Raw genomic sequence first — 26,020 nt, 5'->3', positions numbered from 1 at the left:
CCATTTCGGGTCGTTTCTGGATGGGATTTGCGGCGACGGATTTCGTTGTCGGAATGTACGAGGACCTGAGATGCCTGTTATCGCACTTTACAACTTCGAAGAACCGACGACGCACCTCATCCGTGACGAAGCCCCTTCGCATGGCGAGCAGAATGGTGGCCTGACCGGCGGGGCGACCGTCAGTGACGGCAACCTCAATCTGGACGGCCAAACCGGCTATGTGAAATTCGATCCTCACATGGATTTCCAGCTGTCGAGCGGCACTGTCGGTATCAGCTTTACCCCGACTGCCAGCCCGCTGAGCGAAAATCAGACCGTTGTGTCGCGTGACACCGCCGGCGATCACGAGGGCAGCTTCCGCATCGAGGTTACCCCGGATGGCGCAGTGATCGTCACCAGCGAAAGCGGTTCGGGCGACACTGTTTACACCACCGGCCCGGGGTTCTTTACGCCCGGCGACACGATTGACCTGACCTTCTCCTGGGATCAGGGCGGTGCCGGCGGCCAGCTTAATGTCACCAATACCACCACCGGCGGCGTCAGCTCGCAGCCGACTTCGCCTGATGTGACCCTGGTGATGGCCGATTACGGCCAGCCCTGGATCCTCGGCGGCGGCCAGGAAACCACCTCCGACCCACTGAACCCCGAAGTCACCAGCCATTTCGAAGGCACGGTCGGCCATTTCTGGGTCTCGGACAGCGTTGACAACCACCCGGTCGGCGAGCCGCCGATTGCAAATCCCGACATCGCCGAGGTGGATGAGGATGGCGTGGTGGAGATCGACGTCCTCGCCAATGACAGCGATCCCGAGGGCGGTGCTCTGACCGTGACCAGCGCGAGTGCCGGCAATGGCACCGTCGAGATCGGCGACAATGGCGTGCTGATCTATCGTCCGAACCCCGATTTCAACGGCGAAGACACCATCACTTACACCATCACCGATCCGGACGGGATGACGGCCTCGACCACGGTGACGGTGACGGTGCATCCGGTGAATGACGATCCGGTGGCGAATGACGATTTTGCCTCGACCACCGGCAGCACCCCGGTCGTGATTTATCCGCTGACCAATGACACAGATGTCGATGGCGACACCCTGTCGCTGGTTGGGACGCCGACCTCGCCCAATGGCACGGTCGAGCTGCTGCCCGATGGCGGTATCCGCTTTACGCCGAACCCGGGTTTCACCGGCACCGCCGAGATCGGCTATGAAATCTCGGACGGGAATGGCGGCACCGATACCGCGACGATCTTCGTCACCGTCAATCCCGCCACCGGCCGCGATGGCATTATCACGGGCACCGATGGCGACGACCTGATCGGGCCTGGCTATATTGATGCCGATGGGGATGAGGTCGATGCCGGTGACGCGATCATCCCGGGCGATGGCCCGGATGATGACCGTATCTATGCCGGCGCCGGCAATGACACCGTTCTCGCGGGGCGGGCAATGACACCGTCTACGGCGGCAGCGGCGATGATCAGATTTACGGCGGATCAGGCGATGACGTGCTGCATGGCGATGACGGCGACGACATCCTCTATGGCGGCTCCGGCAATGACCTGCTCTATGGCGGCGCGGGCGACGACATCCTTTTCGGCGGCAGCGGCGACGACACGCTTTATGGCGGGGCCGGTGACGACACGCTGTTCGGCGGGTCCGGCGCGGATCAGCTGTTCGGCGGCGAGGGGAATAATGTCATCTTCGGCGGCGCCGGAAATGATACAATTGTCCTGAGCGGCGGCGGCGACACGGTTTTCGGTGGTGCAGATCGCGACACGATCATTGTCGAGAACCAGGGCGCCGGGATCGGCAGCTTTATTGACGGCGGCGAAGAGGGCGACGATTACGACACGCTCGACCTTTCAGGCGCCGGCCCGCTGCGCATCGTCTATGACGAGGAAAACCCGGAAAACGGCCGCGTCCATTTCCTGGACCGTGACGGCAATGAGGTTGGTCATCTCGACTTCCGCAATATCGAGAATGTCATCCCCTGCTTTACCCCCGGCACGCTGATCGCGACGCCGCGTGGTGAAGTGCCGGTCGAGGAGTTGCGCGCCGGTGACCGGGTGATCACCCGCGACAACGGCATCCAGGAGATCCGCTGGATCGGTGAAAAGGCCCTGACCGGGCAGCAGCTGCGCGTTGACAGCCACCTGCAGCCGATTCTGGTCAAGGCGCACAGTCTTGGCAATGGTCTGCCCGAGCGTGACATGCTGGTCTCGCCGAACCACCGTCTGCTCGTTGCCAATGACCGCACCCAGCTTTACTTCGACGAGCATGAAGTGCTGGTCTCGGCCAAGCATCTTGTCGGCTCGAACGGCATCCACCAGATCGAGTCGATCGGTGTCAGCTATATTCACTTCATGTGTGACCGCCACGAGGTCGTGCTGTCGAACGGTGCCTGGACCGAAAGCTTCCAGCCCGGCGATTACACGCTGAAAGGCATGGGCAATGCGCAACGTAACGAGATCTTCGAACTCTTCCCGGATCTGAAGACCGAAGAAGGCCTCGGCAATTACCATGCTGCCCGTCGCACCTTGAAAAAGCATGAGGCGAAACTGCTCGCCCGCTGAGCCCTGAGGGCCCGGCACCACGGTTTATGCAGCGACTCCGGCGGAGCAATCCGCTGGATGAGAGGAAAAGGGCTCCGCTTGCGGGGCCCTTTTTCTTTTGCGCAGCAGGTTTTCGGGGGCGGGGGGGCAGACAGGGGCAGCCGATCCGGAAGCCACAATGAAAAAGAGGGGCCGGAAATCCGGCCCCAGTCTCAGGGGTTCAATTAGGGGAGGGAGGCGATTTCGCGGCGCTTTTGCGCCCGCGATCACGCGCGCCAGAACGGCTTTGCCACTTCGCTGTCGCGCGTCACTGGCGCCATGCCGATATCGCGCAACAGGTGATCATCCAGCCGGGCCAGCGACAGGCGCGTGCGCTTTCGGCTCTGCCACCGCGCCAGACCGAGGCCAATTGTGACCAGCAGGCGCGATACCGGCGGCAACCGGTCAAGCCGCGACAAAGGCGCAGAGCGGGAGGGGGCGGATTGCCAGGTCATTTCTGTTATGCCTTGTATTGGTACAATCTGGCTGATATGCTACAAAAAGAAATACAATAGCCAAATATCAATCACCAGAGCTACATTGTGCCGGATACAAGATGGTCTCCTGATCTCAGCGCCTGGGCTGGCCCGAAATATCTCGGTCTCAGCCGCGCGCTTCGCGATGCAATCCGTGCGGGCGATCTGCCGCCGGGCACACAATTGCCCACGGTTCGCGATCTGGCCTGGCGCCTGTCTCTGACACCGGGCACTGTGGCGCGGGCCTATCAGATCTCGACGCAAGAGGGGCTTTTGGAGGCCACGGTTGGCCGCGGCACCTTTGTTGCCTCCAGCCAGCCGCGGCTCGGGCCGACGCAGCCGCTTTACACCGAACGGCTGCCGATGCGGGTCGGTGCCATCGATATGCGGCCGCCGCAGGTGCCCGAGGTCGGCCAGACCGAGGCCTTCCAGGAGGCGCTGACCGCCATGGCCGCCGGCACCGCGCGCGGCTGGACCGATTATACCAGCCAGTCGGGGGAATATGCCCTTCGGACCGAGGTCCTGCGCTGGATGGGGGACCGGATCCTTGGCCCGGCGACGGCGGATGACATCATGCTGACCCATGGCGGGCAGAATGCGGTCGGGCTGATCTTCGATTGTTGCCTGCGGGGTGACCGGCCGGTGGTGGTGCTGGAAGAACTTGCCTATCCGGGCTTCCGCTATGCCGCACGCTCGGCCCGCGCCGATGTTGTGGCGGTCGAGATCGACGAATATGGTGTCATCCCCGAGGCGCTGGAGGCGGTCTGCCGCCGGCATGGGCCGCAGGTGTTGTGCCTGACCTCCGAGGCGCAAAATCCGACGACGCGCCGGATGCCGGTGGAGCGCCGGATGCAGATTGCGCGGATCGCCCGCGATTATGATCTGCAAGTGCTTGAAGATGATTGCTATTCCGTTGCGGAAAGCGATCTTCCCACCCTGCGCGCTCTGGCACCGGAACGGGTCTGGCTGGTCGGCAGCATCTCGAAAACCGTTTCTGCGGCGATGCGCTTTGGCTTTGTGATCTGCCCGGCAGGGATGGGTGAGGCGGGACGGCTGTCGGCGCAATACGGCTTTTTCGCCCTGGCGCGGCCGGTTTCGGATCTGATGCTGCATCTGTTTCGCTCGGGCGCTGCCGAAGAGATCCGGGCGAAGGTCCAGGCCGAGTTTGCCCATCGCATCCAGGTCGCCGTCAACCGGCTGGGCGGCTATGATCTTTCCTGGCAGCCCGGCGTGCCCTTTGTCTGGCTGAATCTGCCGCAGGGCTGGCGCGCTTCGTCCTTTTCGCGGATGGCTGAATCCGAGGGGGTCATGGTGCGCTCGGCCGATGAATATGCGCTGGTGGGCGGGCGCGCGCCGCATGCGATCCGCCTTGCTATTCCGGGCGCCTTGCCGCTTTGCGATTTCGAGCTGGGCCTCGACCGGCTGGCGGCTTTGCTGGCCAATCCGCCCTCGGCACTCGCAGTCTGAATCGGGCAGTCTGATACGGCTGGTCTGAGATGCATCGCCTGGCGCGCACAAGTGTTGCTCTGCGGACTCGGATCGTGATTTCGGGGGGTTACAGGGGGCTCTTCATGTTGACGGCGCGGGCCTGACATTGTCCCATGCTGAAAAGAGCAGCAAAAATGAGATCTCGAATGGGACAGCAGGCCATTTTTCACGCCCCGCGCGGGTGTTCCGATTTCCTTGGCTGGCGCCGTCGCGGCGATGCGGTTGAGGTGGTTTACGATGACGGGGCAGCCCGTCACATGATCTGGCGCGTCGCGGCGGGCGAAGGCTTTGAAGAGCAGCTTTCCGATGCGCTTCAGGTCGCGGTGGAACAGCCGCGTATCGTGCTCGCCCTCTATGCCGAGCTGAATAAACGCGCCATAGCCGTAGAAATGATCAGAGGCTGACCAGAGCGCCGCCGCCCGGCCGGGCGGCGCAACTTTTTTTTGGCAGCTTCCCTTGCCTTCGCATCTGCAGGCTTGCATGAAAGCCAGAGCGGCGTCAGTATTTTGATCAAACAGACGTCGGCAGGAAACCGGCAGATCCGGGGGTAAAGGTGCAATCAAAATCCTCTGAAGCACGCACGGGCTGGCTGCTGATTGCGCCCCCGGCAGTGGTGACCTTTCTCTTGCTTGCGGCACCGCTGGCAACGGTTCTGGTCTATTCGGTGCTGACCGGGTCTCGCGGCGCGGTCAGCCTGCCGCTCACCGGCGAGAACTATCTCCAGGTGCTGACACGGCCACAGTATCACATCGTGATGCTGCGCTCGCTGAATGTCTCGGTGCTGGTGACGCTGGCCACGGTGCTGCTGGCCTATCCGATCGCCTATTTCGTCAGCTTCCATGTGCAGCCATCGAAAAAGTCTCTCTGGCTGTTTCTGATCACCATTCCATTCTGGACCAGCTATATCATTCGCGTAGCACTCTGGCGCACCATTCTGGGCTATGACGGCATTGTTGACAGCTCGCTTATGGGGCTGGGGATCATGGATACGCAGCTCAATGTGCTGCAATATGGCGTGACCTCGATCATCATCACGCTGGCCCATGCCTATGCGCCTTTCGCGGTGCTGCCGATTTTCGTCAGCCTTGAAAAGGTCGACCGCTCGCTGCTGGAGGCCGGCCAGGATCTGGGCGAAAGCAAATGGCGCACCTTTCTGCGCGTCACCCTGCCTTTGTCGATGCCGGGCGTGATCGCGGCGGTGCTGATCGTCTTTATCCCGACCGCCGGCGACTATGTGACGCCCGAACTGATCGGCGCGGGCAAAGTGCCGATGGTGTCGAATTTCGTCGAAACACAGCTGCTTAAATCGCGCAACTTTGCGATGGGGTCGGCGCTGGCGGCGAGTGCGATGATTGCGGTGGCGATTATCAGCGTGGGCTTCCTACTGTTGAACAAGCGCTTTATCGGAGGCCGGAAATGACCAAAGCCCCGGCCTTAAGATCTATGCGATCCTCTATCTGGCGTTCCTTTACGGCCCGATCCTCGTGCTGCCGCTCTTTGCCTTCAACAATGCCGCAGTAGTATCTTTCCCGCTTTCGGGCTTCACCACCAAGTGGTTTTCCGAGATGTGGGCCGATCCGAACCTGTGGAAGGCGCTGAAGAACAGCCTGATCATTGCGCTTTCCGTCGCCACGCTGTCGACCATTCTGGGCCTCTTCGCAGCGAGGTCTTCGGTGCGCTATCAATGGCCGCTCAAGGCGCCGGTGATGGGCTTTATCATGCTGCCGCTGGTCTTGCCCGAGATGATCGTCGCGATGTCCTTGCTGATCGTGTTGATGGCAATTGGCATTCCGCTGTCGATCTTCACGGTGATCCTCGGCCATCTGCTGATCTGCACGCCGTTTTCCGTGGCGCTGCTGACCTCGGCCTTCCAGTCACTGGATCGCTCATTGGAAGAGGCGGCGCTGGATCTGGGCGAGACCCCGGCCTCGACCTTCCGGCTGATCATCCTGCCTTTGGTCATGCCGGGGATCCTGTCCTCTTTCCTAATCACCTTCACCATCTCGATCGACGAATTCATTGTCGCGAACTTCCTCGGCTCGGGCCAGCCTATCCTGTCGGTCTATATTTTCGGCCAGTTCCGTTTCCCCGCGAAAGTGCCTTCAATGCTGGCTCTGGGGACGATCCTTGTCGGTCTTTCTATCTGTCTTCTCGCAATCGCTGAATATTTCCGTCGCCGCGGCATCGCCAGGACCGGTGGCAAGGATTCCGGAGGCTTCCTGTAATGAGCGCTGATAAACGCCCGACCATGATCGAGTTTCGGGATATCCAGAAATACTACGGCGATTACCACGCATTGCGGGGCATCAACGGGACAATCCGGGCGGGCGAGTTCTTCTCGCTGCTCGGGCCCTCGGGCTGTGGCAAGACCACGCTGTTGCGCACGATTGCAGGCTTCGAAGGCGTCGATTCCGGCGCCGTGCTGATCGATGGCAAGGATATGAGCTCGGTTCCCGCGAACCTGCGGCCGACCAATATGGTGTTCCAGAGCTACGCGATCTTCCCGCATATGTCGGTGGCGGAAAACGTGGCTTTCGGGTTGCGCCGCGATCCGCGCAGCAAGGCCGAAAAGGCGGCTGCCGTGGAAGAGACGCTCGAAATGGTCGGCCTCAAGGGCTATGGCGGTCGCGCGGCCCATGCGCTGTCAGGCGGCCAGCGGCAGCGGGTTGCGCTGGCGCGGGCGCTGATCCTGAAGCCGAAGGTTCTGCTGCTGGACGAGCCGCTTTCCGCGCTTGATAAGAAGATGCGCGAGCATATGCAGGTCGAACTGATCAAGCTGCAGCGCCAGGTCGGGATCACCTTCATCCTCGTGACCCACGACCAGGAAGAGGCGCTGGTGATGTCCGACCGCATCGCGGTGATGTTCGAGGGCCAGATCGCGCAGCTCGCCGATCCGGAAACGCTTTACCGCCGCCCGAACAGCCGCAAGGTTGCGGATTTCATCGGTACGATGAATTTCATCCCCTGCGAGATTATCTCGGAACAGGGCGGCCGGTTCGAGGTCGAGGCCAAAGGCCTCGGCCGCGTGACCCTCGAAGCCGATCAGGCACCTGCGCCGACCGGCGAAGGCAGCCCGGTTGTGGGGCTGCGCCCCGAGACCCTGACCATGCTCTACCCGGGCCAGACCGCGGATGATCGCTCGGTCAGGGGCAAGATCGATGAAGTGATCTATTTCGGCGACATGACCTATTACGATGTGTTCATCGGCGATACCGATGTAGAGGTGCGCCTGTCGATGCGCAACACGCCCGGCCGTCCGGTGCTGGATGTGGGGACCGAAGTCGAGCTCGCCTGGTCGCCCTCGGCGCTGGTGCTCTTCCGTTGATCGTTCCCCCGCTTGCGCGGGGGAAGGCCTCCGGCGGGGATATTTAAGAGACAGATGAATACAGAGCGGGGCTTTGCTTTTTCATCTGTCTTTAAGTATCCCGGGGTGATAGGCAAAGCCTCGAGGGGCAGGGCCCCTTTCTGCGGCCAGCCCTATCTGTCCGGCGGCAGGATGCCGAGACCGCGCAGATAGATCCCGACCGAGGCCTCGATCAGGTCTTCGGGCGTATAGGGCAGGCTGCCGCCATTGCCGCGCAGGAAAAGCTCCACGATGCCATGACTGGTGGCGCGAATATGGGCCGCGACCATGGTGGCGGGCGGGCGCCGGGCAGCGGGGAGCGCGGCGAGCAGCGTTTCGGCGGCGTTTTCCATGATCCCGCGCGCGCGTGTGGCGATCAGCGCGAGGTCGGGATGGCTGGCCGGTTGCAACCCGCTTTCAAACATCGCCTGGTAATGGCCTGGATATTTGCGGGCAAAAGCCAGATAGGCGCGCCCGATCGCCTCAAACCCCGCCAGCGCTGAGGGGCGGCCCTCGTTCCAGGCATATTCCAGCAATGCCGCGAAAATCCCAAAGCCCTGATGCGCCACTTCGGCGATCAGGTCGTCACGGCCGGCGAAATGGCGATAGACGGCTGCCGGGGTCACATCGGCGGCTTTGGCGGCCTCGGAGAGGGAAAAGCCCTGTGGGCCATTTGCCGCGATCAGATCCAGAGCGGCATCGATCAGCGCCTGGCGCAGATTGCCATGGTGATAGCCGCGTTTCGTGCTCATGGTCCGATCCGTTCCGGCCGCATCAGGCCCGGGGCATCCGCTCGGGGCCACCGCTGATCTGCGGATCAATGGAACCGATCACCGCTTCGTCCTTGCCCTTGTAATCGACACGGCTCAGCACCTCGCGGATTGCCGCGAGCCTGGCGCGCCGCTTGTCATCCGACAGGATCACGGTCCAGGGGGCATGAGAGGAATGGCTCAGCGTCAGCGTCTCGGCTATGGCAGCGGAATAATCCTCCCATTTCGCGAGGCCCTCGATATCGACCGGGGAGAGCTTCCACTGTTTCAGCGGATCCTGTTCGCGCTCGATGAAGCGGCGAAGCTGTTCGGCGCGGCCGACCTCAAGCCAGAGCTTGATCAGAATGACGCCCTCATCGACCAGCATATGTTCAAATTCAGGGACCTGGCGGAAGAAAGTGGCGCGTTCCGCATCCGAGCAGAAGCCGAAGACCTTCTCGACCACGCCGCGATTATACCAGCTGCGGTCGAACAGAACCATTTCGCCTTTGGCCGGAAGCCAGTCAATATAGCGCTGGAAATACCACTGGCCCTTTTCGCGATCAGACGGCGCCGGCAGCGCCACGACATTGGCGACGCGCGGGTTCAGGTTCTCGCGAAACCGCGCGATGGTGCCACCCTTGCCGGCGGCGTCGCGGCCCTCGAAGATCACCACAATGCGCTTGCCGGTGGCTTTCACATCGGCCTGGAGCCGGACGAGCTGGCGCTGCAGCCCCTCCATCGCGGTATCATAGTCTTTGCGACCCATCTCTTCGGCATAGGGAAAGCCGGGGGTCAGGATATCATCCTTTCCGGCTTTCCCGATGGCCTCGCGGATCGCCTTCGGGGCCCCTTTGCGGAAGTAGCGGCTGATCGCGCCGTCAAAGGGCAGATCGTGGTTTTCTTTTGCCATGGCGCATCTCCTCGCTCAGCTGCCGATATCGCGCAAGTCGAAGGGCGTGTGCTGATAGATCTCGTTGATCCAGTTACCGTAGAGCAGATGCGCATGGCTGCGCCAGCGGTTGCGTGGCTGCTTTGTCGGATCATTGCCGGGATAGTAATGCGACGGGATATTGATCGCGGTGCCATTGGCGATGTCGCGATCATATTCCTGCTTCAGCGTGTCATTCTCATATTCGAAATGGTTGAAGATATAGAGAGCGTTAAGCCCGGAATCCTCGACGAGGCAGGGGCCGGTCTGATCGCTGTCGAGCAGGATCTTCATCCCGTCGACGCCCTCGATCTCGTCGCGTTTCATTTCCGTCCAGCGCGAGACCGGCACGAAACAATCATCCGAAAACCCGCGCAGATAGGGCGAGGCGGGGGCGACGTTTTCATGCAGGAAACAGCCGAAGGCCTTTCTTTCCAGCATATGTTTCGGCACGCCGTGGAAATGGTTGATCATCGCCATGCCGCCCCAGCAGACGCCGAAGGTGGAATGGACATGGGTCCGGGACCAGTCGAAGACCTCGCGCAGCTCGTCCCAATAGGTGACCTGATCGAAATCGAGATGTTCGATCGGGGCGCCGGTGATGATCAGCCCGTCGAATTTCTCCTCTCTGACCGCCTCGAAGGGGCGGTAGAAGGTTTCCATATGTTCGGCGGCGGTGTTTTTCGTCTGATGCTCGGTCATCCGGATCAGCGAAAGGTCGATCTGCAGGGGAGTGGCGCCGATCAGCCGGGCGAACTGGTTCTCGGTCTGGATCTTTTTCGGCATCAGATTAAGGAGGCCGATTTTCAGCGGCCGGATATCCTGCCGCGCCGCCCGTTCGGGCGACATGACCATGACGCCTTCGTCTTGCAGGACGGCATAAGCGGGCAGGGTCTCGGGCAGGGTGATCGGCATGGTCTGTCCTTGTTGTGATGCCAGTCGGGAGAGGGATTGGTCAGGCTTCGCTTGCCTTGCGATCGATCGCGCGGGCGATCATCGCGTCAAACTCTTCCGGGCCGCTGACTTCAGCGACCTCTTCAGCGGTGACGGTGACACCCCATTCGGCCATGGCGGCATAGCGCGGCTGGCGATGGGCGAGGGCCTTCGCATAGGTCCAGCGCACGAAATGGTCAGGATCGCAGCTGTCTTCGCTGACTTTGTACTCGGCGCGGTAGTCTTCCCACATGCGGGTGAGGAAATCGGGCTGATAATACATCGGCTTTGGGGCGCGGTCAAAGCGGCGGACGAGTTCCTCGGTATGGGCATCAGAGCCTCTGATCCAGACCATCAGGAGCGTCTGGCTGAGCTGTGTCATCACCGGGTCTGTTTCATCCCAGGGGTTTACCACTTCGCAGATCGAGCCTGAGGTGTCGCAGATGAAATTCCGGTAGCCATAGAGGTCATTGGCGCGGGCGATGAAGGGTCTGGTGTCCAGCGTTGCGGCGATTTCGGCGCCGCGATGCTGATCCTGGCGCAGCATATATTCGGCAAAGGGCAGGCCGCCTTTTGCCGCATCCCCGGGCTTGCCGAGATAGGTCGAAAGCGGCGCCAGGTTGTTGAAGGTGATGTTCGAGGCGATGAAGACGGAATCCGACATCAGAAGTTCCCGCAGGAGCGGCACCTTCATTGCTTCGCGTTTGAAATTATCAGCAATATATTCGCCCATATAGCGGGTGCCGATGCGGTAATCGACCGAGTAATGGAACCAGCCGCCCTGATCCGCCGGGGCCGCGCGCAGCATGTTCGACAGATGCGTCTTGCCCAGACCCGACATGCCGAACAGGAGAACCTGCTTGTTCGGGGCTTTGAGATAAGCCGCGCCGGATGGGTAAAGCATGTCGGACCTCTTTGTTCGGATCCGGTCTGAGATAATCCCGTGCGGCGGGGCACGCAATGGCAAAGGGCGGGCCGGCGTGAGGCGCTCGGGCGAGGGGCCGTTCAGAGGGGCCCGCCTTTGCGCTGGCCATCGAGGCCAGCGCAAAGGCTGCTGCCGCGTGCTTCCTGGGGCGGCGCGTGCTGATGGCAGGCCGCCACCCGGGCCTTATGGGACAGGCAGGGGATGTCCATGCCGCAGTCCTGGCTTGCCCTTCCTTCCGCGACCCGCGCAGAAGGCGGGGACAGATCTTTTGCCCTTTTGCTGGACGACTGGTGTCGGGCTTTTGACAGATCGGCATCAGGCCGATCAGGCGCTTACGCCGGCGCATGTGCTTTTCGTTCACCTTGTGGCCCTCGTTACGCAGGTGCGAGGTCATCTGACGGAGGCCAAAGAAAGGCGTGTCGGGGGCCTCCTCGACGATCAGCGGCATCAGCGCGAGATTCTGGTCCGTATCACCCGGCAGTGTGCGGCAAAACGACGACGGAGGGTTCGACAGCAGAGCGCGCTGCCGGCCAATCAACAGGCGCGGTTGGTCGCGTCCGACCATGCCGCGCCTCACTTGATGGCCCAAAACCTCGGCTGTCTTCCCAAGAAAGAGTCGGCCACCGCCTGCTCTCCGTTCCTGGCATGCAGATCCAGGACATCATCGTCATCGATGACCGGCGCCTTGCGGCCACCGCGTTCAAAGACAGCGCACGCGCCATCTGGCAGCGCAGGTTTCCGTTGATTGATCATCGTCGGATGCACACCGAACAGGCTCGCCAGTTCCGGCCTGGTCTCCTCGCCTGTCAGCGCCTCAAGGGTCTCCTTCGCCCTGAACCGATGGGGGTGTGCTGCTTTCGTTTCGACATCGTCGATCTCCCTCGTGAGGCATGTCAGCAGAGAGCAAAGACTGAGCTCAGGTCAGTGTCGGGTTTGCGGCGACCACATCATACACAGGACAAGGCGGCGATCACTACTCACTGCCCCGCTGCCCAAAGTGTAGCGCGCAGCGCTTCGGGATCGTCCGGTTGCCCGCCGCAGGCCATGCGGGCCGAGGTGAGGATCTCCGGTGCCAGGGCATCATCGCCCAGAGCGGCGTTCAATCCGATTGCCCGTCTCATTTGGATCTTGAGGTTTTCGACAGATAACGTTGTGCCAGCGTCACCAGTTCGGCGACCGTGCGCACCTGCAACTTCTCCAGAATGCGGGCACGGTGGTGATCGGCGGTGCGGGGACTGATCCCCAGTCGCGCCCCGACCTCTTTGCTGGAGGTTTGTGACGGGTTCGCGGCCATGTGGCTGACGACTTCCATCTCGCGCATGGTCAGGCGCTTGAATTTTGCGTCGAGGCGCGCGGTGCCTGCCTTTGAGGCAATCCGTTCGGAAGCCATCGCCAGAGCAGTTTCGACCCGTTCGATCAGAACCGACTGGCTGAAGGGCTTTTCCAGAAAATCGAGAGCCCCGGCCTTGATGGCCTGCACAGATTCCGGCACGCCCCCATGGCCGGTGACGAAAATGATCGGCAGCGTGTTCCCCGCCGAGTTAAGATGGGCCTGCAATTCCAGCCCGTTCATTCCGGGAAGCCTGTAATCGAGGATCAGGCAACCCGGCTCCAGGCCATCATAGGCAAACAGAAAATCCATCGCTGAAGCATAGGATTCAACTTTGTAATCCAGCATTTGCAGCGCACTCGCCAGCGAAACACGGAACGCCTCATCATTGTCGACCAGAAACACCGTCAGCGACGTGCCGCGCCGGTCCGCGCCGCGCCGCTCGCCCTTACGGCGTTCTGGTCCGCGGTAGGGCTTTGAGCTGCCCATGCCAGAGCCGCGCCGGTCCGTGCGGCCTGGAGGAGCGGGATCAGATGGTTTCGTCATGACATCCTCGCGGCGGCTGCGAGAGTGAAATAGAATCTGGCCCCGCACATATGCGGATTCTTATGCCCCAGAGCACCGCCGTCAACCCTGGCAAAGGGATTCATTACTGAAAACAATGATCTAAAGTTTCGCGCAAATCAATCCAAACAGGCCAGCTCGTCCTGACCAGGGCCTGAGCAGGATAGATCCATATGGGCACCGTGCATTGGTCCCTGCGCGCGACCGTCGAGAAGCGCTGGCCCGGGACAGCGAGGCCGGCTGTGCGGATGAAGCAGGCGTTGTGAACCCAAGTGAATGTCCCCGAGTTTCTTAGACGCCTTCGCGTCTCATCTTCTGCTGCCGTTCGAACTCGGCGGGCGACAGCATCCCGTTCCTCGCATGTTTGCGCTTTGGATTGTAGAACATCTCGATGTAATCGAACACGTTTCGTAGCTGAGCCTGCGCGGTTCAATCCCCTGCTCCGAGAACCAAGTCACCCACCTAGCGTCATACCCTTCCAGCTCATCAAGTTTTGTCCTTATCCGCGCGAAATCATATTTCGGTGCCCTCGGCGCGGCCAGCCGCTCCAATTCCGAACCATCGGGAGCGATATGCCACAGACCGGTCTGTTCGGCTTTCACCATTGATATTGCTTGAGAAAGCTTGTCCTCTCGCGAAAGATGAATACAGAGCACCCTGCCAAATGCTGCCTGCAAACGCTCTTTGTCGGTGGGTCTGCCGGGGTAGACCTGATCTATCATGGTCATGAGATCAGGGAGGTTCTTTCTCATCAGTCGCAATCCAAATATCTGCGACTGTCCCCGACCTGCCGCAATAGCAGCCTTCAGATAAGCAGAGGAATGATGCACCGTGCCTTTCCCCTCACTTCGGGGCAGAGCCCACCGCTTTGCCCAGACCGGGTCGACATCCTGCATGAAAAAGGAGTCAGGCTCCCCGGCGGTGCCTGTCGAGGAGAGCAGATCGCACAGCAGTGTGCTGCCGGTCCGCGGTGTGCTGCAAATGATATAGCTGTCGTAAAACATATGTGTTTTCTCGTCCCGCACTGATCTATCGCGATCTTAGGTGTGATGCCCGACAGGCAGCAATGGGCTCAAAGCAACTTCCACCATCGGGGAGAGTTATCCCCGGAAGTGGGGAAAACCCACTTTGCTCGGAGGCCTCCACGCTCCCCGGTTCTGGTGACCGCAAGTCAGACCAGGGATCACCGGTCTGGCAGGCTGGTACGAATGGCGTCCCGACCTCACATCCCGATTTCGGGGTTTGGCCTAAGCAAGGAATCTGGCTTTGTTCCCCCGTTTTGGGGAGCGACCTCTGTCCAGCGTGGACGAGCGGATGGCCTAAGATTTCAGGGCATCTCAGCGATCCTGAAATCCCAGGAGCGTCCATGATGGGCATGCCAAGCCGAACCCCGAAGGGTTGTGCTTGATTCTCGATTCGTCATTCACTGGGGCAGGGGATCTGCCTGGCGTGAAGGCATCCAAGGGGGGGCGAGACTGTTACCCCAGATGTTACCCTGCGCAAAACGAGAAGGACCCGCTCGAAAGCGGGCCTTTTCTAAGTAGCTGTATCCACTAGGGATTTTTGGCTCCGGCGGTAGGGATCGAACCTACGACCAATTGATTAACAGTCAACTGCTCTACCGCTGAGCTACGCCGGAACATGGGGCGACGTATAGCCAGAGGATTCTGGGGCGGCAAGAGGCAAAACCAGAAAAACACGCGAAAAAACTCTTTTGCGTCATCGGGCGGTTACCAGCGGTGAGGAGCCGGGCCAGGCGGTGGTTGTGACCTGCTCGCGGCTGGTCAGATCGGCGATATGGGCCAGAAGGCTGCGTCTTGCCGCGGGCCAGAGGGTCTTGGGCGTATCGGCGTAGACGATGGGCAGGAGGTCGTCCGGGCTCATAGGGTGCGAGGTGAGGGCGGCAAGGAGTTTCGCCTCGCGCTTCAGGCGGTGGTCGATCAGCGCGGCGATTCTTGCGGCGGGATCGTCAATCACCTCGCCGTGACAGGGCAGGAGGCAGGTCCAGCTTTCAGCGCCGAGGCGCTGCAGTGACGTCATATAGGCGCCCATATCGCCATCGGGCAGAGAGACGAGGCTCGGGGCCCAGGCCATGACGTGATCACCGCAAAACAGCGCGCCGCGCCAGGCGAAGCTCAGATGCTCGGCGCTGTGGCCGGGGGTGTGGAGGGCGCGAAAGGTCTCGGATCCGATCTGAAACTCTGCGCCATCCGCGAGGCGGATATCCGGTGCGAAGCTGCGGTCGATCCCCTCGCCACCGCTCAGGCCGGCTGCCTCAAGCGCCTGCATCGCCGGAGAACGGCCCGATCCGGCAGGGCCAAAGCCGTAAACCGGGGCGCCGGTCGCGCGGGCGAGATCCGGCACAAGCGCCGAATGATCGAGATGCGGGTGCGTCACGAGGATGGCGGCGATTCTCTCGTCGGGATCCAGGGCAGCAACTATCGCCTCCAGATGCGCGGGCAAGGCCGGGCCGGGGTCGATCACCGTGACCACACCGTGACCGACAAGCCAGGTCGTGGTGCCCGGCCCGGTCAGCGGTCCGGGATTATCCGCAAGCACCCGGCGCAGCGGCAGTCCGGCAAGCGCTGTCTCGCCGATTGTCTCGCCAGCTGCCGCGCCGACAGGCGCGGCCGGCACGGGTGGCTTTTCTTCTTCGGGCGACATCTTTAGCCTCTTCGCATGATCACATTGAAACATCTGCTTCCGCGCGGGATCTATGGCAGGGCCGCCCTGATCCTGGTGCTGCCCATCGTCATCATTCAGCTGGTGGTGTCCATGGCTTTCATCCAGCGCCATTATGAGGGGGTGACGCGCCAGATGACGGGAGGCGTGGCGATTGATCTCGCCTATCTCCTGCAGGACTTCGCCGCCGGAAGCAGCGCGGAAGAGGCGCGGGCGCGGGCCGATGCGGTCGGCGGACCGCTGCAGATCACGGTGACCTTCCCGCCAGGCCCGTTTGCGCCGATCGACGACTCGGTCGCGATCCTCGATTTTTCCGGCCAGGCAATTGTCGAGACCCTCCATGCCGAGATCCCCGAGATGCGCGCGGCCGATGTCTCGGGCGATGACCGGATCGTGCGCACCAGAATCGCAACGCCTTTCGGCGATATCCAGGCCGATATCGCGCGCCGGCGGATGTCTGCGACCAATCCGCATCAGCTTTTGGTGCTGATGGTCCTCACCTCGGTGCTGATGACGGTGATTTCGTTCTTTTTCCTGCGCCGGCAGCTGCGCCCGATCGCGAAACTGGCCGAGGCGGCAGAGGCCTTCGGGCGCGGCGAGCGCATCGCTTACCGGCCGCGCGGCGCGCTGGAAGTGCGGGCAGCTGGGCGCGCTTTCGTCGAGATGCGCGACCGGATCGAGCGCCAGATTGAACAGCGGATGCTGATGCTCTCGGGCGTCAGCCATGATCTCAGAACGCCGCTGACCCGGATGCGGCTGGCGCTGTCGCTGATGCCGGAAGATGAGGACAGCCGCGATCTCCAGGCCGATGTGATCCAGATGGAGCGCCTCGTGGATGAGTTCCTCGCCTTCGTGCGCGGCGACGCGACCGAAGGGGAGGAGGAGTGCGACCCCGCCGCCATCGCAACCGAGGTGATCCAGGCCGCCCGGCGCGGCGGAGGCACCGTGGCGGATCTTGTTGTGACCGGTGTGCCGCGGCGCGCGAAGCTGCGGGCACAGGGGGTACACCGTGCGCTTGAGAACCTGCTGGGCAATGCGCTGCGCCATGGCAGCAAGGCGCAGGTCAGCCTGAGCTTTTCGCCTCATACCCTTGTCTTCACGGTGGAAGACAATGGCCCCGGCATTCCCGAGGCCGAGCGGGAAAAAGCGGTGCAGCCCTTCACCCGGCTCGGCAGCGCGCGTGACCCCAACCAGGGCGGCGGCGTCGGGCTTGGCCTTTCGATCACCGCGGATATTGCGGCGAGCCATGGCGGTGCGCTCTGGCTTGGGACAGGCAGGGATCTGGGCGGGCTCAGGGCCGAGATGCGGCTGCGCCGCTAGTCGCGAGCCGCGATGCGGCGGGGAAAGGTGGGAGCCCTCCCTTGCAGCCCCTCTGCCGCATGACTAAGATTCCGGAAACTTTACGGCAGTAACACAGATTTTGAACTGAAGAGGCAGGCCCCGATGCGCGATCCCGTTGAGCACTATATGAACACGCTGGTCCCCATGGTTGTCGAACAGACCAGCCGGGGCGAGCGCGCCTATGACATCTATTCGCGCATGCTGAAGGAGCGGATCATCTTCCTCTCCGGCCCGGTGCATGACGGCATGTCGTCGCTGATCTGTGCGCAGCTTCTGTTCCTTGAGGCGGAAAACCCGACCAAGGAAATCTCGATGTATATCAACAGCCCCGGCGGCGTGGTGACCTCGGGTCTCTCGATCTATGACACGATGCAATATATCCGCCCGAAGGTTTCGACGCTGGTGATCGGCCAGGCGGCCTCGATGGGCTCGCTGCTTTTGCAGGCCGGCGAAAAGGGCATGCGGTTCAGCCTGCCGAATTCCTCGGTGATGGTGCACCAGCCCTCGGGCGGCTACCAGGGCCAGGCGACCGACATCCTGATTCACGCCCGCAACACCGAACGGCTGAAGCGGCGCCTGAACGAGATCTATGTCAAACATACCGGCAATGATCTGAAAACGGTCGAAGACGCGCTGGAGCGCGACAATTTCATGACCGCCGAAGAGGCAAAAGCCTGGGGGCTGATCGACGAGATCGTGGCCGAGCGCGGCAAGGCCGACGATCTCGCCAAGTGAGAACCGGCCACGGAAGAATCATTTCTGGCAGCGGCGCGGCAGGTTTATCGCCTGCCGTGACCGCAGAATGACAGCGATGTGAAGATTGGCCCGGGAGCGGGCCATCCTTGGGCGATTTGGCGTTGTGGAGGTTTCGGACCTGTCCTAGACTTCTGCACTGAAATGGCCGCGTTATCCGCGCGGCGACTGCAAAGGGTTACGCATGGCCACCAATTCGGGCGACAGCAAGAACACGCTTTATTGCTCGTTCTGCGGCAAAAGCCAGCATGAGGTCCGCAAGCTGATCGCCGGACCGACCGTGTTCATCTGTGATGAATGCGTCGAGCTTTGCATGGATATCATCCGCGAAGAGACCAAGACTTCGGGGCTGAAAACCGGCGAGGGCGTGCCGACACCGCGCGAGATCTGCAAGGTTCTCGACGATTACGTGGTCGGCCAGGCCCATGCCAAGCGGGTTCTCTCGGTCGCGGTTCACAATCATTACAAGCGCCTGAACCATTCGTCGAAAACGGATATCGAGCTGTCGAAATCGAATATCCTGCTGATCGGCCCGACCGGGACCGGGAAAACGCTGCTGGCGCAGACGCTGGCGCGCATTCTTGACGTGCCGTTTACGATGGCGGATGCGACGACGCTGACCGAAGCCGGCTATGTCGGCGAGGATGTCGAGAATATCATCCTGAAACTGCTGCAGGCTTCGGAATATAATGTCGAGCGTGCTCAGCGCGGCATCGTCTATATCGACGAGGTCGACAAGATCACCCGCAAGTCCGACAATCCCTCGATCACCCGCGACGTCTCGGGCGAGGGGGTGCAGCAGGCGCTTCTGAAGATCATGGAGGGCACGGTTGCCTCGGTGCCGCCGCAGGGCGGACGCAAGCATCCGCAGCAGGAATTCCTCCAGGTCGACACAACCAATATCCTCTTCATCTGCGGCGGCGCTTTTGCCGGTCTCGACCGGATCATCGCGCAGCGCGGCAAAGGGTCGGGGATAGGATTCGGCGCCAAGGTCAAAGGCCCGGATGAGCGCGGCGTCGGCGAGCTTTTCAAAGAGCTGGAGCCGGAAGATCTGCTGAAATTTGGTCTGATCCCGGAATTCGTCGGTCGCCTGCCGGTTCTGGCAACGCTGGAAGACCTCGACGAGGCGGCGCTGGTCACCATTCTGACCGAGCCGAAAAACGCGCTGGTGAAACAGTATCAGCGACTTTTCGAGATCGAGAATGTGAAGCTGACCTTCACCACCGAGGCGCTGTCGGCGATTGCACAGCGCGCCATCAAGCGCAAAACCGGTGCCCGTGGCCTGCGCTCGATCATGGAGGATATCCTGCTTGATACCATGTTCGAGCTTCCTGGCATGGAAGGCGTGCAGGAGGTTGTGGTGAATGAGGAAGTGGTCGGCGGCAAGGCGGTGCCTTTGCTGGTCCATACCGAAACGCCGAACAAGAAAAAGCAGGCCGCCAGCGCCTGAGGCACTGGTCGGTGAGATTGAAGGGGCGTGCCGGGGACGGCGCGCCCTTTTTCTGTTGTTGCGGCTGTCGCAACTGCGGATGCCTCCGGCGGGGATATTTTCAGACAGATGAAAGGCGGAACGGCGCGGCAGAGGGGGGAGGCGGCGCACTGGCTCTGGACCTTTGGTGATGGCTGGTTCATATGGGGGGACGAAGATATGCCCGGAGAAACAGGTATGAAAAAGTTCCTGCTCAGCCTTCTGACCTGGTGGAACAGCGAGACGCTGAACACAAGGTTCTTCACCTGGAGAAACGGGGTGAAGGTGGGTGAAGATGATCAGGGCAATGTTTTTTACCAGTCGAAAGACGCTAAGAAACGCTGGGTGATCTTTAACGGTGAGATGGAGGCGAGCCGCGTTTCGCCCGACTGGCATGGCTGGCTGCATCACACCTGGGAAAAGCCGCCGACCGAGGCGCCGCTGAAGCATAAATCCTGGGAAAAGCCGCATCACGAGAATCTCTCGGGGTCTGATCTGGCCTATGCGCCGCCCGGCTCGATCCGGCGCGGTGTGCCGGCAGAGCGCAAGGATTACGAGGCCTGGGCGCCCGAATGACGGGAACGCGCAAGCCAGGTGTCAGGGTGAGGTCTCGCATATGAGCCATTCTGTTGCGGAAGTGCTGACCGGGGCCGCTGTGCTCGCCGTTGGGATCGGTTTTGCCGTCTGGGCCGCGAATGGGGCAGGGCGTGGCTTTGGCGCCACCCAGACCTATCCGCTGACCGCCTCTTTTCGCGCGGTCGACGGGATCCAGGTTGGCTCGGATGTCCGGCTGGCGGGGCTGAAGGTCGGCACGATCACGAAGCTTGAGCTGAATCCGGTGACCTTTTTCGCCGATGCCACGATCTCGATGCGGCAGGGCATCGATCTGCCGACTGATTCCGCGATCCTGATCTCGCAGGACGGGCTTTTGGGTGGCAGTTATGTCGAGATCCAGCCTGGCGGTATGGCGGATGTGCTGGGCCCGGGCGATGAGATCGAGGATACCCAGGGCTCGGTTTCGCTGATATCGCTCCTGCTGAAATTCGTGGGCAGCGGCTCCTCTGACAGCGGCGCGGCGGCGCCGGCGGGGGGCGGCTGATGCGGCGGCGGGCTCTGGCTTTACTTCTGGTCTGCGCCGGTGGCCCTGCTTTCGCGCAGGGATTTGCAGAAGGCGAAGGCGCCGAGATCCGCTGGCTTGATACGCTGACCGGGCGCACCGGTGATCTCGAGCTGTCGCGCGGTCAGGCGGCGACCAATGGGCGGCTGACGATCCAGCTGAACCAGTGCCGCTACCCCCAGGAAAACCCGGCCGCCGAGGCCGAGGCCCATCTGACCATTCTTGATTCCAGCCGCCAGGACCCGGTGTTTTCGGGCTGGATGCTGGCTTCGGCGCCGGCTTTGTCCGCGATGGATCACCCGCGCTATGACGTCTGGGTGCTGCGCTGCATTGTGCCGGGCTATAAGCCGCCCGAAACAATCGAGACGCCGGAAGAGACTGAAGAGGGCGAGGCCGAGTAACCCGTCGGGAGAAAGCTGGCCGTATGGCCCAGGGCCTCGCGCAGGCGGTCATGGTAGGCGGCGCGCGGGATTTCGACGCCACCAAGGCTGGCCAGATGCGGCGTGATGAATTGCGTATCGAGCAGCAGATAGCCACCGGCCCGCAGCCGGTGCGTCAGGTAAGCGAGCGCAAGTTTTGACGCATCGGTCCGGCGCGAGAACATGCTTTCACCGAAAAACGCCGCGCCGAGGCTGACGCCGTAGACGCCGCCGACCAGGGCGTCACCTTCGCGCACCTCAAGACTATGGGCGAAGCCCATCTCGTGAAGCGATTGATAAAGCGAGAGGATATGGGGGTTGATCCAAGTCTCTTCGCGGTCGGCACAGGCCAGAACCACATCGCGAAACGCCTCATTGACCGAGACACGCCAGGGCGCGCGGCGGATCGTTTTCGCGAGGCTGCGCGAGATATGGAACCCGTCCAGCGGCAGAATTCCGCGCCTGCGCGGATCGACCCAGTGGATCTCGGGATCGTCGCGCGATTCCGCCATGGGGAAAACTCCTGCCGCATAGGCGTGCAGCAGGAGCTCCGGCGTAATCTCAGACATCAGGCCGGTCAGTCATCGGGCCGGTCAGTCGCGCGGGGCGAGCTGGGCCGCGAGCCATTTCTCCAGCCAGTGGATATTGTAATCCCCGCTCTGGATATCCGGCTCGTTCAGCAGCGCCTCGAACAAAGGCACCGTGGTCTCGATCCCGTCGACGACCAGCTCGCCAAGCGCGCGGCGCAGACGGGCCAGGGCCTCGGGCCGGTCGCGGCCATGGACGATCAGCTTGCCGATCAGGCTGTCATAATAGGGCGGAATCGAATAGCCGCCATAGAGCGCCGAATCCATCCGCACCCCAAGCCCGCCCGGCGCGTGAAAGGTCTTCACCCGGCCCGGAGAAGGGGTGAAGTTCGGCAGTTTCTCGGCATTGATGCGCACTTCGATCGCATGGCCGTTCACTTCCAGATCGGCCTGGACGAAGGACATCGGCAGGCCTGCCGCGACGCGGATCTGTTCGCGCACGAGATCGACGCCATAGATGAATTCGGTCACCGGATGCTCGACCTGAAGGCGGGTGTTCATCTCGATGAAATAGAACTTGCCGTCCTCATAGAGGAATTCGACAGTGCCGGCGCCGATGTAATTGATCTTCGCGACCGCATCGGCACAGACTTTACCGATCTCGGCGCGCAGTTTCGGCGTGATCACCGGGCCGGGCGCTTCCTCGAACACCTTCTGGTGGCGGCGCTGCAGCGAGCAGTCGCGCTCGCCCAGATGGACCGCATTGCCTTTGCCATCCCCGAAGACCTGGATCTCGATATGGCGCGGTTTTTGCAGGTATTTCTCGATATAGACTTCGTCATTGCCGAAGGCGGCTTTTGACTCGGACCTGGCGGTCCGGAAGGCAATCTCAAGATCGGCCTCGGTCAGCGCGGTTTTCATGCCGCGCCCGCCGCCGCCGGCGGTGGCCTTGATGATCACCGGATAGCCGATTTCTTTGGCCACGCGCTGCGCGGTCTCGTAATCCGGCACGCCGCCATCCGAGCCGGGAACCACCGGGATCCCCAGTTCTTTCGCGGTCTCTTTCGCGGTGATCTTGTCGCCCATGATGCGGATATGCTGGGCGGTCGGGCCGATAAAGGTGATGCCGTGATCTTCCAGCGCCTGGGCGAAATCGGCATTCTCCGACAGGAAGCCATAGCCCGGATGCACGGCCTGGGCGCCGGAAATCTCGCAGGCCGAGATCACCGCCGCCTTGTTCAGATACGACCCCGAAGAGGCCGCCGGCCCGATACAGACGGATTCGTCCGCAAGCCGCACATGCATCGCATCGGTGTCGGCAGTCGAATGAACCGCGACCGATTTGATGCCCATTTCCCGGCAGGCCCGGATCACGCGTAGCGCGATCTCGCCCCGGTTGGCGATCAGGAGTTTTTCAAACATCCGATGGCCTCACTCGATGATCATCAGGGGCGCGCCAAATTCGACCGGCGCCGCGTCATCGACGACGATGCGCTTCACCGTGCCGGATTTCGGCGCCGGGATATGGTTCATCGTCTTCATCGCTTCGATGATCAGAAGCGTCTGGCCTTCCTTGACCTGAGCGCCCACGGTGACGAAGGGCGCAGCACCAGGTTCTGCCGAGAGATAGACCGTGCCGACCATGGGCGAGGTGACCGCGCCCGGATGCTGGGTCGGATCTTCCGAGGCGACCGGGGCTGCGGCCAGTGCGGCTGCAGGGGCGACCCCGGGGGCAGCGGCATAGACCGGCGCCGGCGCGGCAACAGCCGTGGTCACGATATTGGCCTGTTTGACGACCCGGACCTCAAGGCTGTCATCTTCGCCATATTCGCGTTTGACGGCGATCTCCGTCAGCTCGTTCTTGTTCAGAAGCTCGGCGAGTGCCGAGATGAATGCGACGTCTGCGTCGGAAGAATGTTTGCTCATGCCGTCCTCTGATGGCGTTTCATCGCCTGTTGACTTTGTTGCACCTGATTGAACGGCGCGGATATGGGCGCGATTGTCAGCGCTCACAAGGCCCCGTTTCTGCTGATCTCCGCTTATAGGGCAGCCATTCACCAGAGAAAAGCGCCGATCCATCACCCCGGGCCCGAGGCGCTGATTGGCGCTTTTTTCAGCTGCGCGCATGCGGCCCGCAGCCTGGGGAGAGTTTAAAATTTTTCCATTTGGTAAAATTTGTGACCTGTGAGACGCTGAACCCGGAAGATGAATCCCAGGAAGAGCCGAAACCAGCCACCATCCCCCAACAGAGAGGTCTTGTGCGATGAGCAACAGCCCGCTGACCCCCGGTATCGCATCGGGACGTTTGCCAGCCGAGGAATATGACCGCAATTTTCTCGATCACCTGCCGGCGCTTGATGTGCATGAGGCGCGGGTGGCCGCAGACCGGTGCTATTTCTGCCATGACGCGCCCTGTATGACGGCCTGTCCGACTTCGATTGATATCCCGCTTTTCATCCGCCAGATCGCAACCGGCACAGCGGAAGCTGCGGCAAAGACCATCTGGTCGCAAAACATCCTTGGCGGCATCTGTGCCCGCGTCTGCCCGACCGAGACCCTTTGCGAAGGGGTCTGTGTGCGCGAGGTGGCCGAAGGCAAACCGGTCGAAATCGGCCGTTTGCAGCGGTTTGCCACGGATTTTGCGATGCCGAAGGGGCATCCGTTCCAGCGCGCGACGCCCACGGGGCGGCGGGTGGCTGTGGTGGGGGCAGGGCCGGCAGGGCTCGCCTGTGCGCATCGGCTGGCGATGCTGGGCCATGATATCGTGGTGTTTGAGCGCCGCCCCCGGCCGGGCGGCCTGAATGAATATGGCATCGCGAGTTACAAATCGACCGGCGGTTTCGCGCAGGCCGAGGTGGACTGGCTGTTGCAGATCGGCGGGATCGAATTGCGCAATGGGGTGGAGCTTGGCCGTGACATCACGCTGGCCGAACTGCGCCAGAGCTATGATGCAGTGTTCCTCGGGATCGGTTTGCAGGGCGTGAATCTCCTTTCCGCCGAGGGCGAGGATCTGGAAGGCGTCAGCAATGCGGTCGATTTCATCGCAGATCTGCGCCAGGCAAATGATCTCTCGACGCTGCCGGTCGGGCGCGATGTGGTGGTGATTGGCGGTGGCATGACGGCGGTGGATGCGGCGGTGCAGTCGCGGCTTCTGGGGGCGGAAAACGTCACCATCGTCTATCGCCGCAGCCAGGAGAAAATGTCGGCATCCGAACATGAACAGGATCACGCCACCAGCAAAGGCGTACGAATCATCCATAATGCGGCGCCGCTGCGGGTGATCGGCGAGACCCGGGCCGAGGCGGTGGAATTCGCCTATACCGAAGACGGGCCCGACGGGTTGCGGCTTTTGCCCGAGACCTTCACGCTGAAAGCCGATCAGGTGCTGCGCGCCATCGGCCAGCGCCTCACCGGTCTGCCCGATGGGGTGACAGTCAAGGGCGGCAAGATCGACACTGCGCCGGCGCAGGTCTGGGCCGGGGGCGATTGCGCCGCCGGAGGCGAGGATCTGACCGTGACCGCCGTCGCCGAAGGCCGTGACGCCGCGCTCTCGATCCATCGCCAGCTCTCGGGGCTGTGACCATGGCTGCACAGCAAAGTGGCATCGCGATGCGGTCAGGGCCTCTTACGCGAAGTTTTCGTAACGGCGACAGCGCGCCGGAGCTTTGGTCTTGTTCCCAGGGTTTTTCTCGTCCAAAGGTCTCGCAACCAGCGAGGCACCATGACCGATCTGATCGACCAGATAATCGACTTTATCGAGCGCCATCATGCGCTTGCCCCCTGGATCATGCTGGTCTTCGCGGCCGCCGAAACCACCGCATTTCTGTCGATCCTGATCCCTTCGACGGCGATCATGGTCGGCGTGGGTGCCTTTGCGGCCAATGGAATCCTGAACTTCACGACGCTGTGGATCGGGGCCTCGATCGGGGCAATGGCCGGCTCGTTCTTCTCCTATTGGCTGGGCTGGCGCTACGGCGCGTCTATTTTGCAGATGCGGCCGATGCGCGACCATCCGGAATGGAAGGCGAAAGCGAACACGGCGTTTCTCAGCTGGGGGCCGGTGACGATCTTCGCAGGTCACTTCGCCACCCTGCTGCGCCCGGTGGTCTTTCTGATGGCAGGGATGAGCGGCATGACGCTGCCGCGCTTTGCCTTCTGGAACATCCTCGGCTGTATCACCTGGGCCGGGGTCGTACTGAAGTTCGGCGAGGTCGGCGGCTGGCTCATCAGCTGGGCCTGGGGCTGGCTCTTCGGCTGAACGCCCCTTCCTGCACCACATCTCACGGCGCGGCGGATTTACATCCGGCCGCGCCTTTTTCTTGCGCAAAACCTGTTCCCAGACACCAGAGGCGGCCCAGAGCCGTTCATCTCCAGGGAGG

The 26,020-nt window shown here is 61.9% G+C and carries 25 protein-coding genes, 1 tRNA gene and 3 pseudogenes; 15 read left to right on the top strand and 14 right to left on the bottom strand.

Going from position 1 to position 26,020, the window contains the following annotated elements; genetic code table 11:
* Positions 1–70: 70 nt before the first annotated feature.
* Together QNO18_RS25685 and QNO18_RS13790 are read left to right on the top strand one after the other, a co-directional pair.
* Positions 71–1,210 (top strand): annotated as a pseudogene (locus tag QNO18_RS25685) (cadherin-like domain-containing protein); the annotation flags it as partial.
* Between the two features lie 299 nt (positions 1,211–1,509).
* Complete coding sequence (locus QNO18_RS13790; RefSeq protein ID WP_283178126.1) at positions 1,510–2,577, top strand: Hint domain-containing protein; 1,068 nt, start codon at positions 1,510–1,512, stop codon at positions 2,575–2,577.
* A 245-nt stretch (positions 2,578–2,822) separates the two neighbouring features.
* Here QNO18_RS13790 and QNO18_RS13785 read toward each other — a convergent pair whose 3' ends face one another.
* The gene (locus tag QNO18_RS13785; protein ID WP_283178125.1) at positions 2,823–3,050 is read right to left on the bottom strand and encodes a DUF1127 domain-containing protein; all 228 of its coding nucleotides are present in this window, start codon (positions 3,048–3,050) and stop codon (positions 2,823–2,825) included.
* A gap of 87 nt (positions 3,051–3,137) precedes the next feature.
* On the opposite strand from QNO18_RS13785, the gene QNO18_RS13780 reads away from it, so the two are divergent.
* The 5 genes from QNO18_RS13780 to QNO18_RS13760 all read left to right on the top strand — a co-directional run bounded on the left by QNO18_RS13780 (position 3,138) and on the right by QNO18_RS13760 (position 7,884).
* Positions 3,138–4,538, top strand: coding sequence for a PLP-dependent aminotransferase family protein (locus QNO18_RS13780; protein WP_283178124.1), 1,401 nt, complete (start codon positions 3,138–3,140; stop codon positions 4,536–4,538).
* Positions 4,539–4,705: 167 nt separating this feature from the next.
* A complete protein-coding gene (locus QNO18_RS13775) occupies positions 4,706–4,963 on the top strand; it encodes a hypothetical protein (RefSeq protein WP_283178123.1) in 258 nt (85 codons plus the stop codon).
* Positions 4,964–5,112: 149 nt separating this feature from the next.
* Positions 5,113–5,979, top strand: a complete 867-nt coding sequence (locus tag QNO18_RS13770) for an ABC transporter permease (RefSeq protein WP_283178122.1) — start codon at positions 5,113–5,115, stop codon at positions 5,977–5,979.
* 58 nt (positions 5,980–6,037) lie between these two features.
* Complete coding sequence (locus QNO18_RS13765) at positions 6,038–6,784, top strand: ABC transporter permease (RefSeq protein ID WP_283178805.1); 747 nt, start codon at positions 6,038–6,040, stop codon at positions 6,782–6,784.
* Positions 6,784–7,884, top strand: a complete 1,101-nt coding sequence (locus QNO18_RS13760; protein ID WP_283178121.1) for an ABC transporter ATP-binding protein — start codon at positions 6,784–6,786, stop codon at positions 7,882–7,884. The genes QNO18_RS13765 and QNO18_RS13760 overlap by 1 nt, the downstream gene beginning before the upstream one ends.
* Positions 7,885–8,036: 152 nt before the next feature.
* Here QNO18_RS13760 and QNO18_RS13755 read toward each other — a convergent pair whose 3' ends face one another.
* From QNO18_RS13755 to QNO18_RS13710, 10 genes and pseudogenes are all read right to left on the bottom strand, one after another.
* The gene (locus QNO18_RS13755; protein ID WP_283178120.1) at positions 8,037–8,654 is read right to left on the bottom strand and encodes a TetR/AcrR family transcriptional regulator; all 618 of its coding nucleotides are present in this window, start codon (positions 8,652–8,654) and stop codon (positions 8,037–8,039) included.
* A gap of 22 nt (positions 8,655–8,676) precedes the next feature.
* Entirely contained in the window at positions 8,677–9,564 is an 888-nt protein-coding gene (ppk2, locus tag QNO18_RS13750) for a polyphosphate kinase 2 (protein ID WP_283178119.1), read from the bottom strand.
* Between the two features lie 15 nt (positions 9,565–9,579).
* Positions 9,580–10,497, bottom strand: coding sequence for a homoserine O-succinyltransferase (gene metA / locus QNO18_RS13745; RefSeq protein WP_283178118.1), 918 nt, complete (start codon positions 10,495–10,497; stop codon positions 9,580–9,582).
* Between the two features lie 40 nt (positions 10,498–10,537).
* Positions 10,538–11,419: an ATPase gene (locus QNO18_RS13740; protein ID WP_283178117.1), complete on the bottom strand. Its 882-nt coding sequence runs from the start codon at positions 11,417–11,419 to the stop codon at positions 10,538–10,540.
* Between the two features lie 998 nt (positions 11,420–12,417).
* The gene (locus QNO18_RS13735; protein ID WP_283178116.1) at positions 12,418–12,543 is read right to left on the bottom strand and encodes a hypothetical protein; all 126 of its coding nucleotides are present in this window, start codon (positions 12,541–12,543) and stop codon (positions 12,418–12,420) included.
* Between the two features lie 14 nt (positions 12,544–12,557).
* Positions 12,558–13,316 carry a response regulator gene (locus QNO18_RS13730; RefSeq protein WP_283178115.1) on the bottom strand — a complete coding sequence of 253 codons (759 nt, stop codon included), beginning with the start codon at positions 13,314–13,316 and terminating at the stop codon, positions 12,558–12,560.
* Between the two features lie 309 nt (positions 13,317–13,625).
* Positions 13,626–13,745, bottom strand: a pseudogene (locus QNO18_RS13725) (IS3 family transposase); the annotation flags it as partial.
* Positions 13,746–13,792: 47 nt separating this feature from the next.
* Positions 13,793–14,338, bottom strand: a pseudogene (locus QNO18_RS13720) (Stf0 family sulfotransferase); the annotation flags it as partial.
* Between the two features lie 560 nt (positions 14,339–14,898).
* Positions 14,899–14,973: transfer RNA gene (locus QNO18_RS13715), tRNA-Asn, on the bottom strand.
* Between the two features lie 80 nt (positions 14,974–15,053).
* Positions 15,054–15,998: an MBL fold metallo-hydrolase gene (locus QNO18_RS13710; RefSeq protein WP_283178114.1), complete on the bottom strand. Its 945-nt coding sequence runs from the start codon at positions 15,996–15,998 to the stop codon at positions 15,054–15,056.
* A 15-nt stretch (positions 15,999–16,013) separates the two neighbouring features.
* On the opposite strand from QNO18_RS13710, the gene QNO18_RS13705 reads away from it, so the two are divergent.
* From QNO18_RS13705 to QNO18_RS13680, 6 genes are all read left to right on the top strand, one after another.
* Positions 16,014–17,336, top strand: a complete 1,323-nt coding sequence (locus QNO18_RS13705) for an ATP-binding protein (RefSeq protein WP_283178113.1) — start codon at positions 16,014–16,016, stop codon at positions 17,334–17,336.
* Between the two features lie 123 nt (positions 17,337–17,459).
* A complete protein-coding gene (locus tag QNO18_RS13700; RefSeq protein ID WP_092897993.1) occupies positions 17,460–18,092 on the top strand; it encodes an ATP-dependent Clp protease proteolytic subunit in 633 nt (210 codons plus the stop codon).
* A gap of 202 nt (positions 18,093–18,294) precedes the next feature.
* A complete protein-coding gene (clpX, locus tag QNO18_RS13695; RefSeq protein ID WP_283178112.1) occupies positions 18,295–19,560 on the top strand; it encodes an ATP-dependent Clp protease ATP-binding subunit ClpX in 1,266 nt (421 codons plus the stop codon).
* 216 nt (positions 19,561–19,776) lie between these two features.
* A complete protein-coding gene (locus QNO18_RS13690; protein WP_283178111.1) occupies positions 19,777–20,154 on the top strand; it encodes an NADH:ubiquinone oxidoreductase subunit NDUFA12 in 378 nt (125 codons plus the stop codon).
* A gap of 40 nt (positions 20,155–20,194) precedes the next feature.
* Positions 20,195–20,677, top strand: a complete 483-nt coding sequence (gene mlaD, locus QNO18_RS13685; protein WP_283178110.1) for an outer membrane lipid asymmetry maintenance protein MlaD — start codon at positions 20,195–20,197, stop codon at positions 20,675–20,677.
* A complete protein-coding gene (locus QNO18_RS13680) occupies positions 20,677–21,096 on the top strand; it encodes a DUF2155 domain-containing protein (protein ID WP_283178109.1) in 420 nt (139 codons plus the stop codon). Before mlaD ends, QNO18_RS13680 begins: the two co-directional genes overlap by 1 nt.
* On the opposite strand, the gene aat is transcribed toward QNO18_RS13680, so the two are convergent.
* The 3 genes from aat to accB are packed head-to-tail and all read right to left on the bottom strand — an operon-like array spanning position 21,036 to position 23,567.
* The gene (gene aat, locus QNO18_RS13675; RefSeq protein WP_283178108.1) at positions 21,036–21,683 is read right to left on the bottom strand and encodes a leucyl/phenylalanyl-tRNA--protein transferase; all 648 of its coding nucleotides are present in this window, start codon (positions 21,681–21,683) and stop codon (positions 21,036–21,038) included. The two genes, QNO18_RS13680 and aat, sit on opposite strands and share 61 nt — an antisense overlap.
* A 24-nt stretch (positions 21,684–21,707) precedes the next feature.
* Positions 21,708–23,063 (bottom strand): acetyl-CoA carboxylase biotin carboxylase subunit, encoded by a 1,356-nt coding sequence (gene accC / locus QNO18_RS13670; protein WP_283178107.1) that lies wholly within the window; start codon positions 23,061–23,063, stop codon positions 21,708–21,710.
* A 9-nt stretch (positions 23,064–23,072) separates the two neighbouring features.
* Positions 23,073–23,567 carry an acetyl-CoA carboxylase biotin carboxyl carrier protein gene (gene accB / locus QNO18_RS13665; protein WP_283178106.1) on the bottom strand — a complete coding sequence of 165 codons (495 nt, stop codon included), beginning with the start codon at positions 23,565–23,567 and terminating at the stop codon, positions 23,073–23,075.
* Between the two features lie 337 nt (positions 23,568–23,904).
* Between accB and QNO18_RS13660 the strand changes: the two genes are divergently transcribed.
* Both QNO18_RS13660 and QNO18_RS13655 read left to right on the top strand, forming a co-directional pair.
* Positions 23,905–25,221, top strand: coding sequence for an NAD(P)-dependent oxidoreductase (locus tag QNO18_RS13660; RefSeq protein ID WP_283178105.1), 1,317 nt, complete (start codon positions 23,905–23,907; stop codon positions 25,219–25,221).
* Between the two features lie 141 nt (positions 25,222–25,362).
* Entirely contained in the window at positions 25,363–25,899 is a 537-nt protein-coding gene (locus QNO18_RS13655; RefSeq protein WP_283178104.1) for a DedA family protein, read from the top strand.
* Positions 25,900–26,020 lie beyond the last annotated feature (121 nt).

This window comes from Gemmobacter sp. 24YEA27, assembly GCF_030052995.1.
Classification (GTDB): domain Bacteria; phylum Pseudomonadota; class Alphaproteobacteria; order Rhodobacterales; family Rhodobacteraceae; genus Pseudogemmobacter.
This window is presented reverse-complemented; position numbering and strand designations above follow the sequence as displayed.

Excerpts from the sequence above, each read along its gene's own strand:
- QNO18_RS13785 (WP_283178125.1), bottom strand. The coding sequence starts at position 3,050 with ATGACCTGGCAATCCGCCCCCTCCCGCTCTGCGCCTTTGTCGCGGCTT.
- QNO18_RS13775 (WP_283178123.1), top strand. The coding sequence starts at position 4,706 with ATGGGACAGCAGGCCATTTTTCACGCCCCGCGCGGGTGTTCCGATTTC.
- QNO18_RS13760 (WP_283178121.1), top strand. The coding sequence starts at position 6,784 with ATGAGCGCTGATAAACGCCCGACCATGATCGAGTTTCGGGATATCCAG.
- QNO18_RS13755 (WP_283178120.1), bottom strand. The coding sequence starts at position 8,654 with ATGAGCACGAAACGCGGCTATCACCATGGCAATCTGCGCCAGGCGCTG.
- ppk2 (WP_283178119.1), bottom strand. The coding sequence starts at position 9,564 with ATGGCAAAAGAAAACCACGATCTGCCCTTTGACGGCGCGATCAGCCGC.
- metA (WP_283178118.1), bottom strand. The coding sequence starts at position 10,497 with ATGCCGATCACCCTGCCCGAGACCCTGCCCGCTTATGCCGTCCTGCAA.
- QNO18_RS13740 (WP_283178117.1), bottom strand. The coding sequence starts at position 11,419 with ATGCTTTACCCATCCGGCGCGGCTTATCTCAAAGCCCCGAACAAGCAG.
- QNO18_RS13730 (WP_283178115.1), bottom strand. The coding sequence starts at position 13,316 with ATGACGAAACCATCTGATCCCGCTCCTCCAGGCCGCACGGACCGGCGC.
- QNO18_RS13710 (WP_283178114.1), bottom strand. The coding sequence starts at position 15,998 with ATGTCGCCCGAAGAAGAAAAGCCACCCGTGCCGGCCGCGCCTGTCGGC.
- QNO18_RS13705 (WP_283178113.1), top strand. The coding sequence starts at position 16,014 with ATGATCACATTGAAACATCTGCTTCCGCGCGGGATCTATGGCAGGGCC.
- QNO18_RS13700 (WP_092897993.1), top strand. The coding sequence starts at position 17,460 with ATGCGCGATCCCGTTGAGCACTATATGAACACGCTGGTCCCCATGGTT.
- clpX (WP_283178112.1), top strand. The coding sequence starts at position 18,295 with ATGGCCACCAATTCGGGCGACAGCAAGAACACGCTTTATTGCTCGTTC.
- QNO18_RS13690 (WP_283178111.1), top strand. The coding sequence starts at position 19,777 with ATGAAAAAGTTCCTGCTCAGCCTTCTGACCTGGTGGAACAGCGAGACG.
- mlaD (WP_283178110.1), top strand. The coding sequence starts at position 20,195 with ATGAGCCATTCTGTTGCGGAAGTGCTGACCGGGGCCGCTGTGCTCGCC.
- QNO18_RS13680 (WP_283178109.1), top strand. The coding sequence starts at position 20,677 with ATGCGGCGGCGGGCTCTGGCTTTACTTCTGGTCTGCGCCGGTGGCCCT.
- aat (WP_283178108.1), bottom strand. The coding sequence starts at position 21,683 with ATGTCTGAGATTACGCCGGAGCTCCTGCTGCACGCCTATGCGGCAGGA.
- accC (WP_283178107.1), bottom strand. The coding sequence starts at position 23,063 with ATGTTTGAAAAACTCCTGATCGCCAACCGGGGCGAGATCGCGCTACGC.
- accB (WP_283178106.1), bottom strand. The coding sequence starts at position 23,567 with ATGAGCAAACATTCTTCCGACGCAGACGTCGCATTCATCTCGGCACTC.
- QNO18_RS13660 (WP_283178105.1), top strand. The coding sequence starts at position 23,905 with ATGAGCAACAGCCCGCTGACCCCCGGTATCGCATCGGGACGTTTGCCA.
- QNO18_RS13655 (WP_283178104.1), top strand. The coding sequence starts at position 25,363 with ATGACCGATCTGATCGACCAGATAATCGACTTTATCGAGCGCCATCAT.